At 61.9% G+C, this 14301-nt stretch carries 13 protein-coding genes; 7 read left to right on the forward strand and 6 right to left on the reverse strand.

Annotation, left to right across the window (positions count from 1 at the left end):
- Positions 1 to 75: 75 nt before the first annotated feature.
- The 3 genes from ACN0RC_RS13890 to ACN0RC_RS13900 form a co-directional block, all read right to left on the reverse strand.
- Positions 76 to 882 (reverse strand): hypothetical protein, encoded by an 807-nt coding sequence (locus ACN0RC_RS13890; protein ID WP_417512501.1) that lies wholly within the window; start codon positions 880 to 882, stop codon positions 76 to 78.
- Positions 883 to 956: 74 nt separating this feature from the next.
- Entirely contained in the window at positions 957 to 2834 is a 1878-nt protein-coding gene (locus ACN0RC_RS13895) for a hypothetical protein (RefSeq protein WP_417512502.1), read from the reverse strand.
- Complete coding sequence (locus ACN0RC_RS13900; protein ID WP_417512503.1) at positions 2834 to 3526, reverse strand: hypothetical protein; 693 nt, start codon at positions 3524 to 3526, stop codon at positions 2834 to 2836. The genes ACN0RC_RS13895 and ACN0RC_RS13900 overlap by 1 nt, the downstream gene beginning before the upstream one ends.
- A 376-nt stretch (positions 3527 to 3902) precedes the next feature.
- Between ACN0RC_RS13900 and ACN0RC_RS13905 the strand changes: the two genes are divergently transcribed.
- On the forward strand, positions 3903 to 4469 hold the full coding sequence (locus ACN0RC_RS13905; protein WP_417512504.1) for a hypothetical protein: 567 nt from the start codon (positions 3903 to 3905) through the stop codon (positions 4467 to 4469).
- 1345 nt (positions 4470 to 5814) lie between these two features.
- Here ACN0RC_RS13905 and ACN0RC_RS13910 read toward each other — a convergent pair.
- The 3 genes from ACN0RC_RS13910 to ACN0RC_RS13920 are packed head-to-tail and all read right to left on the reverse strand — an operon-like array spanning position 5815 to position 8602.
- Entirely contained in the window at positions 5815 to 6597 is a 783-nt protein-coding gene (locus ACN0RC_RS13910; protein WP_417512505.1) for an ABC transporter ATP-binding protein, read from the reverse strand.
- 32 nt (positions 6598 to 6629) lie between these two features.
- Positions 6630 to 7628, reverse strand: coding sequence for an ABC transporter substrate-binding protein (locus ACN0RC_RS13915; protein WP_417512506.1), 999 nt, complete (start codon positions 7626 to 7628; stop codon positions 6630 to 6632).
- Positions 7629 to 7654: 26 nt separating this feature from the next.
- Positions 7655 to 8602, reverse strand: a complete 948-nt coding sequence (locus ACN0RC_RS13920; RefSeq protein ID WP_417512507.1) for a FecCD family ABC transporter permease — start codon at positions 8600 to 8602, stop codon at positions 7655 to 7657.
- A gap of 420 nt (positions 8603 to 9022) precedes the next feature.
- On the opposite strand from ACN0RC_RS13920, the gene ACN0RC_RS13925 reads away from it, so the two are divergent.
- The 6 genes from ACN0RC_RS13925 to ureG are packed head-to-tail and all read left to right on the forward strand — an operon-like array spanning position 9023 to position 14289.
- Complete coding sequence (locus ACN0RC_RS13925; RefSeq protein ID WP_417512508.1) at positions 9023 to 10129, forward strand: LacI family DNA-binding transcriptional regulator; 1107 nt, start codon at positions 9023 to 9025, stop codon at positions 10127 to 10129.
- Positions 10130 to 10134: 5 nt separating this feature from the next.
- The gene (locus ACN0RC_RS13930) at positions 10135 to 10581 is read left to right on the forward strand and encodes a hypothetical protein (RefSeq protein WP_417512509.1); all 447 of its coding nucleotides are present in this window, start codon (positions 10135 to 10137) and stop codon (positions 10579 to 10581) included.
- Entirely contained in the window at positions 10578 to 11249 is a 672-nt protein-coding gene (locus ACN0RC_RS13935; protein WP_417512510.1) for an urease accessory protein UreF, read from the forward strand. The genes ACN0RC_RS13930 and ACN0RC_RS13935 overlap by 4 nt, the downstream gene beginning before the upstream one ends.
- 8 nt (positions 11250 to 11257) lie before the next feature.
- Positions 11258 to 11968: an urease subunit beta gene (gene ureB / locus ACN0RC_RS13940; RefSeq protein ID WP_417512511.1), complete on the forward strand. Its 711-nt coding sequence runs from the start codon at positions 11258 to 11260 to the stop codon at positions 11966 to 11968.
- A gap of 19 nt (positions 11969 to 11987) precedes the next feature.
- Positions 11988 to 13661, forward strand: a complete 1674-nt coding sequence (locus ACN0RC_RS13945) for an urease subunit alpha (protein ID WP_417512525.1) — start codon at positions 11988 to 11990, stop codon at positions 13659 to 13661.
- A gap of 13 nt (positions 13662 to 13674) precedes the next feature.
- Positions 13675 to 14289 (forward strand): urease accessory protein UreG, encoded by a 615-nt coding sequence (ureG, locus tag ACN0RC_RS13950; protein WP_417512512.1) that lies wholly within the window; start codon positions 13675 to 13677, stop codon positions 14287 to 14289.
- Positions 14290 to 14301: the final 12 nt, after the last annotated feature.

Below are 14301 nucleotides of genomic sequence, written 5' to 3' on the forward strand. Positions count from 1 at the left end.
TGCCCTGTGACTCGTACCGGGCCGCTTCGGGAGAGCCTGATGCTACGTCGACAACGACAGGAGCAGCGGAATCTCTCAGCCCCAGCCGGGCCAGTGGTTAAACTCTAGCCAGCCAGGCCGCGACATTTCGCGCCGTGCCCGCTCCGCGTTCGCTGCCCCGCGTTGGAGCAGGTCAAGGAGTAAGTCAACGCGATCCTTGTTTTCGGCGATCACCCGCTCAGGCCCCAGCTGCTTGACGGTCAATCTTGCAGAAGACCAGATCGTCTGTGTGAATGTGTGGGAAAAAAGAGCAAGCGGTATCGGCGTCGTAGCAGTGAAGTGGAACAGCAGCGCCGTGTTATCTCGGTGATCTTGAAATGTCAGATCTTCGTCCCCAGTGACGAACCACTGTTCAGCCAGATCCAACTCTTCAAGTCCCTGAAAGCCCCGGCGTACCCGGATTGCCAACAGGCACTTACTGATATCCGCGCTTAGCCCGCCGAAGAGCGAGGGGCGATCGGTGTTGCCAGTGACATACGCCAGTAGATCACCGAACTGCCGAGAATTGTTGGCCTCGATCCGCCAGCTTCGGTTGAGGATGTCGAACAGATTCCAGGTGCCGGCAAGTGCCGTTAGGCGAACGATGCTGTTCCGCCGATAAGTGGAGGCGTTCGCAGATACCGGGAGTCTGATCAGTTGGCCGAGGGTGTCGTACCGGAAGCGCGGGGGCAGGAGCTCGTGCGCCCAGTCAGACTCAGGCGACCCCGGCGCTAGACGCTGCCGTTCAACCAGCTCCAGCGCCCAAGCGAGCGCAAATCCTGATGCGACTTCGGCGGGAGATCTCCATCCCAGCGGGTGAGATGAGAAGACAGGATCTTCAAGGGCAACCTCGGTCATCTGCATGTGTGGATCCACTCGGTCAGTTCGGAAGTGCTCGGCAACAGCCTAGAGCGCGACCAACCTCTAGCCCACGGGAGTTACATTGACTGTGATTCTGCCTTGCCAACAGTTTCTTGATCATCACCCGACGACTCATCATCCGACGGTGGCTTCTCATGCAACGGCGGTGCCGCTACGTCTAATTTCTGTGGAGGGAGCGCGCGGCCCCGGATCAGGGATCCGCCCTGGATGAGCCAGAACTGGCCCATCGTGGCGGTGCGGACGTCTTGCGGGGGGATGACGTAGGTGTGCTGGGCGCGTGCTCCGCGGAGTTCTTCACCGGTCGCAGCACCGGAGGATTCGAGGCGCATGATGGTGCCGGCGTAGCTGACGGCGTCCTCGGGTGCTTTGCTGCGGCCGAGGATGAGTGCTGCACCGCTGGAGAGGGCGCGTTCGCGGCGGGTGTCGTCGTTCGAGATGCCGGCGACGGATTGCACGGCGAGCCATAGGCCGAGACCTGCGGATCGGGCTGTCTCGAACAGTGATCCTGCTGTGTCGCCGGGATCGTTGTCTGCGGTGACGAGCTGTGCGAACTCGTCGACGAAGACGACTCCGGGGCTCTTGTCCCGGCCGCGCAGCCGGGTTGTCATCCACTGGCGGAGGTCGACCAACATCAGGTCACCGAGTCGAGCTTCGGCCTCGTCGGTGGGGGAGAGGGGCGCGATCGTCAGATCGGCGTTTCCGTCCCCGTACGACCAGCCTGCGGCGGCGAGGTACGGCTCCAGGGGCTCGAGCGCGGTCAGCAACGTGTCGCGCACGCGCTCGTGTCGTCGGGTGCCGATCTTGTCGACGGCGGCCATGAGGCTGTTCAGCTGGGTCTGGTCGCGGACGTGGTCGCGGGGGTTGTCCAGCCGCGTGAACAGGTCACGCATGCCCGTAAGTGGTGTGTGCGATTGGATCGCGCGCAGCGCTTGTTCCGCCTCGCGACGGTAGAACGCACCGTCGCCGGTGCTCAGTGGGATCATGCGAAGGATCTTCGTTGTGATCTGTGACGCGGTGCCGGTGTAGAGGTTCCAGGGTTCGGAGACGCGCACACGGTAGCCGCGGGTGCGGGCGACGGCCGCGAGCTTGTCGGCGTCCTCGGGGTCGCCCTTGGCGTCGATGAACGTCACCGGCCAGCCGCGATCGAGCACTTCAAGGATCGCGTTGTGCATAAGAACGGTCTTGCCAGCCCCGCTTTCCGCGAGCTGCATGACGCGCAGCCCGCCTGCCGTGGTCGGCAGAGTCACGAACTGGCCGGTCTGATCGGTCCAGTCGGGCACCTCGCGCTTATCGGTGAACTTCTCCGCGAGCGTCGAGACGGTCGCACGGGTGACGATGCCGATTGCTCCGGGCGGGGTCTTGATCCCGCCCTTGCCCGCGGTGACGAGTCCTGTCTTGAGGTCGAGCTGCTGTCCGAGCCTGCGTGCGCTCGTCAGATCGGCTGCGCGCTTGCGGGCGCTCTCGATGTGCTCCTGCGTGAGCACATCGGGGATGAGCCGTCGCCGCACCAGCTCCGCGATCCGACGACGTCGAATCGTCCACGCGAGCGGCAGCAGCAGCACGCCGAGCAGGAAGTTCAGCAGCAGCCACGGCCAGATCCCGGCCGCGACCTCAGTGCCCCAGTCAGGCCGCTGCAGGAGAGCTGCCGCGTCGCCGGCCGCGATCCACCGGGTGATCATCGTGACCTCGGCCGCGAGGACCGCCGCGACGATCGCGACTGTGGCGATGTTCACCCAAACGTGCCACCGGTACGTCATCCAGAACGCATGTCGCTTCGCGATCCGGTTTCCGGCGATCGCCAATGCTGCCACCGGCACGGCCAGGGGCAGCACGATCAGGAAAACGACGATGCCGGCGACCACCTTGAGGATGCCCCACAGCATCATTTCCCAGCCGCCGTCCGAGGTCTGCGGTGCCTGCTCCTGGTTGATCATCAGTCTCGCCCTCCCCAAGCCGGCAGTGTCGATCCCGCCACGGGATCGGCGGCGGCCGGTGCTTCCTCCGGTATTGCCGGCGTGTCGCCGACGCTCCACAGCTCATCGAGCGCACCGACGATGTGACCGCGCTCATCGAGCACGGTCAAGATGACAATCTGATCGCGCAGCGACGGATGCACCCACTTATCCGCTTCACGTGTCACGGCGCGCATCGCGCCGGCCGTCCCGACATACACGACCCGGTCGACGCCTTTGGTCAGTCGCCGGGTGTGATCGGTGAAGATACCGCGGTAGCGGTCGAGGGTCTTCGCGGTCAGCTCGACCTCGACCAGCTCGACGCGACCGGATCTCTCCGCGACTCCATCAGCGGCGTGCTCCTGACGCGTCGAGGGCTGACGATCTCGCCGCCAGCTGTAGCCGGCGGCGAGGAATCGGGAGCTGATCGACGACACCGCGACCTCGTGCCGCGTCGTCGCTCGGTACAGGTTCGGTGCCGCCCGATTGCTCATCATCCGGCTTAGCCAAATGATCGACCCGTCACGAAAAACCGGACGAGCTTTCTCCACCAGATCGGCGCCGACCGCGCGGGCGATCCACTGCTGCGCCCTCCTCGTCGACACCGGTTCGGAGCGACCATCCAAGGCAGCGAGCACCCACCTGATCGCCTCCGTGTCCGCGAGCTTCACCACTCGCAACCATTCAAAAACACGTTCATCCCGCGCCGTGATCTGCATCCTTCACCCCTCCAGCCGCTCATGAAATGACCGCTTCTCTGTCCGTCTACTCACCGCATCCGGACCTCTAAGAATCACCCACCTCATCAACTTTCTCTCTACCTGCTCCCTGTCTCCATCTCTTAAGTTCTTGTCCTGCCTACCCCACCATTTACTTGCCAACCTCCCTTACTCAAAAGGTACGTTGAGTGGGGGAGGTTGGCAAGCGCGCCAGCGTGGTGGGGTAGGCAGGACAAGGGTAAACGGAGCGGAATGTTTCGTTTACCTATTCGCTCTCGATGAATAGTTAAACGAAGGGGCGTCGAACTTTCGGACGTCTCGGGAACTGTGCGTGCATTGCGGCGATCGCTGCCTGAATCTCGTCCTCCTGCGCATCGAGTCGAGCACGCCGCTCCTCCTCTGCCGCGCGTCGAGCAGCATTCTCAGCGGCATGCTCTGCACGCTCGAGTGCTGCACGCTTCTGCGGCGCCAGATCGGTCTTACCGATCGCACGCTGAATCAGCCAGAAGAACCAATCCAGACCATCACGCATCGCGCCCGGATCCGGTTCCGTGATCCTCGCTTCCGCCCGGTACGTCGACACTCGCTCAAGGACTTGCTGCACCGTCCAGCCCCGTTCGATCAACCGGTGCCGCTCGATCGCCTCGCACACATGTCCGATGTGCCGACCTCCCGTCCAGACCACTTCGACACCGTGACCGGGCACGGCCACAATCGTCCTCTGTGGCTGCTTACTTTTTGTCCACAACAACCGGGGGAGAGCGTTCACGAGGTGACCGGCGAACCTTGCCACCTCAGATCGGTGGCGACGCTGGGTACGGCCAGATTTCACACCTTCATCAAAAGCCGGGCGGGGCGAAGCCCCGACCTTCCGAGCGCGCAAAGCGCGCTTTGGTGAGTTCTTCTTAACTGGAGATGTTTCGTTAACTTTCCCGGAGAGAGGTAGGGGGGTGCCATACACAGAATGGGGGATCGTTAGTGCCCTCGTCGAGGCCACCGCTCTCTGCTGAACCGCTCCGAGCTGCCGCGCCTGGTGTAGCTCATCCATGCTCAACCGATTACGGCCCCGCGCACACTCGACCAGGAGCCCCAGCCGCGACAAGAACCGCACGATCCGCTTCACCGTGGCTTCGGCATACCCGATCGCTACAGCCACCGTCTGATGACTCACCGCCACATTGCGCCCAGTACGATGATCCGCGGCCGCCGCCCACACACGGCACGCACGCAACACAGTCGAGCGCCCCGCTACACGCAAACGCCGACGCAGCAGCTCGACCTCCGGCATGCTTAACGCAGCCTCCACAGCATGCACCCAGTGATCTGGCCGGCACGTCGGAATGCTCGCGTAAACGCCCTCCACCGGCTCCAGGACGAGCCCCCGACCAGACGGTCGCCGTGCGCGTTGAGCAGTCGCCAGGCGCGCACCGGAACGCGACACGCGGGAACGATTCGAGACGGCTGTATAGCTGGCCGTCCGTGTTTGGGGTACGATAAAGCCACCTCCCACCAGAGGTACGAAGAAACGACGAAGCCCCGGCTTCTCACCGGTTCTTCGGGAACCGCCTTCATCTGGTCACAGTCGGCAAACTCAGACAGATGAGGCTCAGAGCTTCGAGGCCCGCCCCTGGCGGGCCTCTCTCGTTAAGCGGCGTCGATAGGCAGCTCCCCGTCGTGCAATTCCTGTTCGGGCCATGTCACAGGCAGACCGCGCACGGTCAGCTCCAAGTGCTCAATGAGGTGTTCGAACATGACGGCTGACGACACCGAAGCTTGATCCGCGATCCGATCCAGCTTCTTCTTGGCCTCACGCTCAACGACGTAACCAAGCGGAACTGGGTCAACCAGTGAGCCGCGGGGACGTCTGCGAGGGGCCATGTCACAGAGCGTATTCCTATACCAATGGTTAACGCCACAATGACACGCCAGAGCGGGATCGGACGCTTCTGGGTGACCTATCGCGTGCGCACACCGCACTTCCCCACCAGATCTCGTTGCAAGGGGAGGAGAGGTTGCTCCAGTGAAATCCCAGTTTGGGGCAGGAAATCCACGCAGTTTTATTCTCGTCAGGTATGACAGACATCCTCGATAGTCATCGAGAAGGGGACTCAACAAATGCAACGAGGCACAACACTCCCGCCCATTGCTACTTAAGTGCCACCAAGCGGATCTTTCGCTTCCGGAGAATCGATGCCTTAGCTGATCGGATTGAACGAGATAGCGGCCAGGGAATGATCCTCTCATCAGAAGTACGCGATATTCGATCGGGCACCGTCATGATGATGTCCGATCGGATGCTGATGTGCCGGGGCGCGGAACAGGAGCTGCGGACAGCCATCATCTGCAGTTACGCGCTCAACATGAATGCCGTAGACCGATCCGAGCATAGGCGGCTGAAGCACCTCATCGACCGTGCCGGATGCGACAACCGTCCCGCGGTCGAGCAGTATCAAGCGGTCGCAGTATCGGGCTGCGAGATTCAGATCATGAAGCACGATGATCGTCGTGATCGCCAATTCTCGCACCAGTTCAAGGACTTCGTGCTGGAAGTGGATGTCGAGGTGGTTCGTTGGCTCGTCTAGCAGGAGGTGCGCTGCTTGCTGTGCCAGTGCGCGGGCGATCAGAACGCGCTGCCGCTCACCGCCGGAGAGATCGCTCAGATCGCGATCAGCGAGGTGCTCGGCGCCGACCCGGCGCAGAGCGTCCGCGGCGATCTCGACGTCCCCTATGGACTGCCCCTGCCAGGGACGCAGGTGCGGTGTGCGACCGAGCAGTACGGTATCAGTGACCGACAGCGCCAGTTCGCTTGGCGGCTCCTGGACCACCACCGCGATCTCGCGCGCGACATGCCGGGCGGGTAGATTGCGAAGCGGGGTGCCGCCAACGGTAATTTCGCCACGCTGCGGTCTGAGCGCACCATAGAGCGTGCGCAGGAGCGTCGTCTTCCCGCTGCCGTTGGGGCCGATTAGCCCAACCACCTCGCCTTGCACAGCGGACGCCGAAACGTCATGAAGCACGTCCGTCACGCCGAAAGAGTGACTGACTCCCCTGGCAGCGATCATGATCCTGTTGCGAACCGGTCAACGATCCGCTCGAGGCCGTCGACGGAGAGCGGCGTCGGCGGTTCCGTAAAGTTGAACAGCTGTAGGAGCACCTCACCGTCCCGTAGGGCGTGTAGCGCTCCTGCCCCCGGGTGGTTCTTGATCTCTTCGAGTGCGCCAGTCTGGTTGCCTTGATGGAGGACGATCAGCACCTCAGGATTTCGATTGATGAGCTCTTCGATATTGACCTCAAACACGCGTTCGGAGGAGTCACCGAAGACGTTTGTCAGACCGGCAGCCTCCAGTTGAGGCTGTGACATCGAAGCACGGCCATAAGCGTAGAGCGGGCCACCACCGACGGACGGGTAGAGGACAGCCGCCGTCCGCTTTGGAGCATCGGCCGTGGCTATCTTGACCTCAGCGACACGCTGCGCCAGGCTGGACACGAGCTGCTCGGCCTGGTCATAACGGTCGAAGATTCTCCCGTACATGCGAATCTGGTCGTACAGCGATTCAAAGGAGGGGTTTTCAACCCCGTTCGGACAGAACACGGGTTGGATGAGCGTGTTTGCCCCGCCGTCGTGAAGACCCTCTCGGGTGAGTCCCTCAGGTAGGCCCAGAACGAGGTCGGGCGCTTGTGCGAGCACAACCTCCGCGCTGATTACCAGATGTCCGGAGGTGTCAATATCCTCTGAGAGCATCTCTATATCGTCGAGTCGGGCGGTGAGATCGCTGTCATAGTACCCGCCGGGGAAGCTACCGGCGCGGGTGACCACCCGATCGAGCACCCCGAGTCCTTCAAGTATCGTGACGGACGCCGATTCGAGGAGAATGACACGTTGCGGCGCCTGGTCAAAGATGACCTCCTCCCCGCAGTTTTCGACTGTCAGGGGGTACTTCGTGCCGCCAGCATGAGATTCGGGCGACGCGGTAGACGCGACTGGTGTCGAGCCGCATCCGCTCAGTATCAGCGCAAGCGTCAAGGCAGTGGCGCTGAAGGAGAAGCGGAGGGGCATGCAGGCCATGTGAAGGTCCTTTCGAGTCAGGAACGGTTCGCACGCATCCGGCGTACGAGGATGAGGAGGAACGGTGCACCGACCATCGCGGTGAGGATGCCGATCGGTAGCTCGCGAGGTTGCATAAGCGTGCGGGCGAGGCCGTCGGCCCAAATCAGGAACAGACCGCCGAGGCAGGCGGCGACCGGAAGCATCCGCCGATGCAACGTGCCGACGAGCCGGCGTGCTAAGTGAGGGACGACGAGCCCTATGAAACCGATTGCACCAGAGGCTGCAACCAGCACCCCCGTGCACAGCGAAACAGCGACAAGCAAAGCGATGCGAGTGCGACCGGGAGACACACCGAGAGTCAGTGCCGTCTCGTCGCCATTCATCAGTGCGTCGAGGCGACGTCCGTTCGCCATCAGCACCCAGCCGGTTAGGGGCACGACCACGAGGGAGATAGCGAGAACGACATCCCATCTCGCGAGGTTCAACGAACCCAGCAGCCAGAACATCACCGAACGTGACCCCTCGGCCGAATCTGAAGCGAAGACGAGGAAGCTTGTCACCGCCGAGAGAGCGTACCCGACCGCGATACCCGACAGTAGTAGCCGCAGCGAGCTGACTCGTCCGCCGGCCCGCGCAATAAAGAAGACGAGCAGCGACGCCGCGAGGGCTCCGAGGAAGGCGCTGACCGGCAGCGCGTACTGTCCGAAAACGGCACCAAAGCCGAAGAGGATCGCTCCAGCCGCACCCGTCGACGCACCGCCGGAGATGCCGAGGATGTAAGGATCGGCGAGCATATTGCGCACCATTGCCTGGAGGGCCGCACCGCTCAGCGCAAGGCCGGCACCGACTGCGACGCCGAGCAGGACGCGAGGGACACGGACATTCCAGACGATCGCTTCCTCCGATGCAGCCCAGGTCACCTCGGAGGGCAGGAGGAGCCGGTTCGCGACGATCCGAAAAATCACGTCGGGCGATATCGGCACGGGGCCGATGCCGATGGTTAGAATCGCGGACAACACAAGCGCGCCCCCCAGCCCAACCGTCCAAATGGTACTTCGCCGGGTGGAAATGTGCACGGCGGCAGCGAAGGCGGAGACCCCGCTCGGTTGGTGCCGCGCAGTCAATGTCATGGGCAGCTCAAGCAGCACGCTACGTATGGCATCGGATCTTCCTCATCTAGTGCATGGTGGCACGGTTGCTGTCGCGAAAGTAGTGGTGTAACCGGTACCAGTGGTGTTACTGTAACCGGTACCAGCACCCAACTGTAACCGGTACCAATTGACTCGTCCAGGTTCCTATCCGATGAGATTGCGCTCGTCAGCGGCATGACCCTTCTGGCCGACTCTGATGTGAGCAGGCCGGAAAACAAAGGCAGTCAGACTGCGGAGAGACGGCGAGTGAGAATGAATCAGGGAGGCCGTGTGAGCAGCGGCGAGAACGGCGATCAGGGTGTCGTGCTTCCACGGGATACGCCTAAACACCCCCGTAAAGATGGCCGCGGATCTCCACGCGCAACAATCCGGGATGTTGCAGCGAGGGCAGGAGTCTCGAGCGCGACCGTCTCACGGGTACTGAACGGTGCAGGGTTGGGAAAAGTCAGTGAGAACGCCCTGGCCCGGGTCACGAAGGCGATCGAGGACTTGAGATTCGAGCCGAGCCCCGCCGCACGCGCGTTGGCGACGCGCCGGTCGCGTACGATCGGCATTCTCACGCTCACCGAGATTTTCAGCCCTGCAATGCTGTCGTTCGAGCTTCAACGCGCCGCACAGGACGCGGGATACAACGTCTCAGTTGCAACCATTACTTCACCAGACGCCGAGGTAGTCACGACGACGGCCTTCCATGTGTTCCGAGAGGTCGAAGGCCTCATCGCGCTGGCGCCGACCCACGACAGCAAGCAAATTCTCGATGCAGTGGGCGTGGACGTCCCCACCGTAGTCGTTGAAGGCACCGGTGGCGAGGGCACCTCCTCGATCTCGATGGATCAGAAGGGCGGGGCGATCCTGGCTACCGAGCACCTGATTGCTCAGGGCGCGCGGACCATTCGGCACGTCGCCGGTCCTGAAGCATGGCCAGTGAGTCAGGCACGTCTGACAGGCTGGCGGGAGGCATTGGCGCGTCACGATCTTCCGGAGGCGCCGGTTGTCCGTGGTGACTGGACTTCGGCTTCCGGCTACCGTGCAGGCATCGATCTTCTGAAGAGTGGCAGGTTCGACGCTGTCTTCGTCGCCAACGACCACATGGCGCTCGGCGTCATGTCCGCGCTCCATGACGCCGGTGTCAGCGTGCCAGGAGAAGTACTTGTCGTCGGATTCGACGATCTTCAGGATTCGCCGTACCTCACCCCGAAGCTGACGACGGTCCGGCAAGACTACCGACACCTTGGTCAACAAGCGGTAAACGATCTCGTCGGGCTGCTCGACGGACGGTCGCGCGACGAAATCCACCGGGTGCTGCCAGTCCATCTGGTGGTTCGAGAAAGCTCTACACGCGAGCGGAAAGAGAAGTGAGAGAGATGGAGACGATTTCGAGCACGTTCGGCTGGGAAACGGATCCCGAGCTTGCAGATCAGCTGCACAAGATGGAGCACGACGGGCATGTCGAGCGGATCTATCTAGGCGAGACGCTAATCGGACGACGACGTTTTCGTGCCACGAGCGACCGCGGGAACGAGTACGGAATTATCTTAGACGGCGATCCAGCGAGGATCGATGGAAGAGTGCTCATTCTGGAGCCGGACCGCGCCGTCGTCCTGCATCAGGGAGAGCCTGAGACGCTCACGCTCCGCGCCACCGATATCGAAGCAGGGATACAGCTCGGCTGGCACGCAGGCCACTTGCACTGGCGGGTGAGATTCGACGGCGACCTTGTAGTGGTTCTCCTCGATGGACCAGCGGAGGACTACCTCGCACGAATCTCGCCGTACGTGACGGCGGGGCAGATCGCCATCGTGTCGTCATGACCCTGAGACATCGTTCATTGCTTGTCGGGCTTCTTCACTCCGACAGTGCGATGCCATCCGGCTCTTTCGCGTTCTCCTGGGGTTTGGAAGAGCTTTACGACGATGAGGTGCTAAGCGATAAGGAACGCTTCAGTGATGTGCTCGAATGGTATTTAGTCACCCGTTGGGCTTCATTCGACCGCTTCTTCGTTCATCACAGTTTCCTCGCTTCACCAGAACGGCGACGAGAACTGGACCTGTGGTGCACCGCGGCGAGCACGGGCGCGGCCGGACGTGAAAGCAGCGTACGGGCGGGCAGAGCGTTGCTCCTGGCATGGTCTCGTATGGGATTGACAAGGGCCGCCGACTTCACGCAGCTGATCCACGCGGGCGAGGTCCATGGCAACCTCCCCATTGTGCAGGGATTGATCTATGCAGAATGCGGTATGGATCAATCCATGGCCGCGGGCGTGAGCGGGTGGACCTTTCTAAGCAACCTGGCCTCAGCCGCCGTGCGAATGGGGCATGTCAGCGCACTTGCTTCCCAAAAGGCACTGATCGATACGCTCGACGGCTTGGCTGAGCTCCTTGACTCTCCGATTCCAGAGACTCCTACCTCCTGGGGCGTTATTCAGGACATCGCCATGGAACGACACGCCCTCCGAACATCTCGGCTCTTCGCCTCTTAGGAGAACACATGAACCTAACACCCACAGAAATCGACCGCCTGACCATCTTCTCGGCCGCGGAGTTCGCTCGCCGCAATCGACGCCTCGGCATCCGCCTGAGCCATCCCGAGGCTGTGGCATTGCTCACAGACGAGGCCATGACGATGGCTCGTCAGGGACTCGCTTACGACGAGATCCGGGATCTCTCCTATCAACTACTCACGGACGACGACGTCGAAAGCGGCGTCCGGTCGATGGTCAAGAAGGTTCTGGTCGAACTAGCGATGGCAGAGGGAACAAAGTTGCTCGCACTGCTCGACCCGATTCTGCCTATAGGAGCCGACCCCGAGATCCAGCCGGGTGAGGTCATCTCCGCATCCCCTGAGATCGAAGTCATAGTGGATTCTCCCGCGGTCGAGCTAGAGGTAGTCAACCTCGGTGACAGGGATATCCAAGTTCGCAGCCACACACACTTCTTCGAGGTCAATCGGGCTCTTCATTTTGCTCGCGAGGCCGCGTTCGGCCGACGCCTCGCGGTGCCAGCTGGTTCTGGGGTTCGGTTTGAGCCGGGTATCCCACAGCGCGTTTCGCTGATCGAATTACGCGGAACTCGCGATGTACGGGGCTTCGCCGACCTGACCGATGGTTCGGTGGATGACAGCGAGGTTCGGCGCGAGGCAATGGCTCGCGCCGAGCGAAACGGATATATAAGGACGGAACGATCCAATGATTTCGATTGACTCGGCCCAGTACGTCTCAATGTATGGGCCCACCAGAAACGATCTGATCCGCCTAGGTGATACCTCTCTGTTCGCCGAGATCGAGCATGACTATACCTCTCGCGGTGACGAGATTATCTTGGGCGGCGGGAAAACCCTCCGAGACGGCGAGGGGATAGCTGGCGAGTACACGTACGAGGACGGATGCTTGGATGTCGTCATCACCGGCGCCACCGTGATTGACGCGGTGGCTGGGATCGTCAAGGGCGATATCGGCATCCGCGACGGTCTGATCGTCGGAATCGGTCGGGCCGGCAATCCACGGACAATGACCGGCGTCGACCCGCATCTCGTGATCGGAAACTCGACATCGATCATCGCGGGCGATGCGGTCATCGTCACCGCGGGAGCAGTCGAGGCCCATGCCCACATCCAGTCGCAGGAGCAGGCTGCGCAGGCGATGGCTGGCGGTACGACGACCCTGATCGGGTCCGGATCACCCGCCTACGTCATGGACACCGGCGGCGGGACGCGCCCAAGCATGGGGATGTTTCTGCGCTCGACCAGCGGCACGCCGGTGAACTTTGGCATCCTCGGGCGAGGGAGCTCCAACCCCAGGGCTGTCGTCGCGTCGGTTGCGGGAGGCGCGATGTCGGTTAAGGTCCATGAAGACTTCGGTGCATCGCCTGCCGTAATCGATGGTTCGCTCCGCGCAGCCGACCAGCACGACTTCTCGGTGCATCTGCACACGGACTCCATCAACGAGTTCGGCTTTGCGGAGGACACGATGAAGACCATCGCCGGCCGCACAATCCACATGTACCACGTCGAAGGAGCGGGTGGCGGTCACGCCCCTGATCTGCTGCGCGTGTGCTCCTACCCGAATGTCATCCCCTCGTCCACGAACCCGACCAACCCCTACACCCCCGCATCGCTTGACGAGGGGCTTCCGATGGCGATGCTCGGTCACAATCTGCGGTTTGACTCGGCGGTCGACGTTGCCTTCGGTGAGGCGCGCATCCGTGCGCAGTCCATGGCGGCGGAGGACTATCTGCATGACATTGGCGCGATCTCAATCTTCGCGACCGATACGCAAGGCATGGGGCGACTAGCGGAGAACGTCGCGAACTGCTGGCAGCTGGCTAGCGTCATGAAGGACCGTCATGGGCGTCTGCCGGAGGAACGAGGACGCGGTGACAACGAGCGCATCAAGCGGTATATCGCGAAACTAACCATCAACCCGGCTATCGGGGCGGGTATCCAGGACCACGTCGGATCGATCGAGGCAGGGAAATTCGCAGACCTAGTCCTGTGGCCCCGTGAATCGTTCGGAATCAAGCCGATCGGGGTCATGAAGCGAGGTTTTATGGCGTGGGCTGCACTGGGTGACGCCAACGGTAGCCTGCCGACGTCGGAGCCGGTCGTGCAACGACCGAACCTCGGAGCCTTCGGAGAAGCCGCCGCCCTCCTGGGCGCGGTGTTCGTTTCCCAGGTTGCAATTGACGACGGTCTGGTCGAACGCCTTCGAATGAAGAAGCCAATCATCACGATCCAGAGCACCCGTGAACTCACCAAAAGAGACATGGTACGAAACGACGCCCTGCCTGAGATCGAGGTAGACCCCCGCACCTTCCTGGTGCGGGTCAACGGTGAAGAAATCGTCCCGGAAGCCGCGAATCATGTTCCGCTCTCGAGACGCTATCTGCTGAGGTAGAAGGAGACGACACATGAATGGACTTCCTGCGGCGAGAGTCGGAATCGGAGGCCCAGTGGGATCGGGTAAGACTGCGTTGGTAGAAAGCCTGATACCCGAGCTACAACGCCGTGGCCTATCGGTCGCAGTCGTCACCAATGACCTGGTGACTGACGAGGACGCGCGCCGGGTGAGAGCATCTGGCATCATCGATCCCGCTCGGGTGGCGGCCGTCGAGGCCGGTGCCTGCCCCCACACCGTCATCCGCGAGGATCCCACGCACAACATGGCGGCCATGGATCAGCTCTCGGAGAGTTTTCCTGACCTGGACATCGTGCTACTCGAGAGTGGCGGTGACAATCTCGCCTCGACTTTCTCGGCAGATCTCGTCGACTATTGGATGTTCGTCATCGACGTCGCCGGAGGTGGTGACATCCCGCGCAAGCGTGGGCCTGGCGTTCTGCGCTGCGACCTGCTGATTGTCAATAAGAAAGATCTTGCGCCATACGTTGGCGTCGACATCGCGCAAATGGAGCGGGAAGCGCTCGAAGTGCGTAAAGACCGGCCAGTAATAATGACGTCGTGCCGCGAGGCGGTCGGAATAGACCAGATCGCAGACCATCTGTGCGAGAACGTCCTTTTCCGCTGATATGCAGCCATA

This window comes from Microbacterium sp., from assembly GCF_048259935.1.
Taxonomy (GTDB): Bacteria; Actinomycetota; Actinomycetes; order Actinomycetales; family Microbacteriaceae; genus Microbacterium.

Bases quoted from the DNA above. Each gene is read 5' to 3' on its own strand.
- ACN0RC_RS13890 (WP_417512501.1), bottom strand. From the start codon at position 882: ATGCAGATGACCGAGGTTGCCCTTGAAGATCCTGTCTTCTCATCTCAC.
- ACN0RC_RS13895 (WP_417512502.1), bottom strand. From the start codon at position 2,834: ATGATCAACCAGGAGCAGGCACCGCAGACCTCGGACGGCGGCTGGGAA.
- ACN0RC_RS13915 (WP_417512506.1), bottom strand. From the start codon at position 7,628: ATGCCCCTCCGCTTCTCCTTCAGCGCCACTGCCTTGACGCTTGCGCTG.
- ACN0RC_RS13925 (WP_417512508.1), top strand. From the start codon at position 9,023: ATGAATCAGGGAGGCCGTGTGAGCAGCGGCGAGAACGGCGATCAGGGT.
- ACN0RC_RS13930 (WP_417512509.1), top strand. From the start codon at position 10,135: ATGGAGACGATTTCGAGCACGTTCGGCTGGGAAACGGATCCCGAGCTT.
- ACN0RC_RS13935 (WP_417512510.1), top strand. From the start codon at position 10,578: ATGACCCTGAGACATCGTTCATTGCTTGTCGGGCTTCTTCACTCCGAC.
- ureB (WP_417512511.1), top strand. From the start codon at position 11,258: ATGAACCTAACACCCACAGAAATCGACCGCCTGACCATCTTCTCGGCC.
- ACN0RC_RS13945 (WP_417512525.1), top strand. From the start codon at position 11,988: ATGTATGGGCCCACCAGAAACGATCTGATCCGCCTAGGTGATACCTCT.
- ureG (WP_417512512.1), top strand. From the start codon at position 13,675: ATGAATGGACTTCCTGCGGCGAGAGTCGGAATCGGAGGCCCAGTGGGA.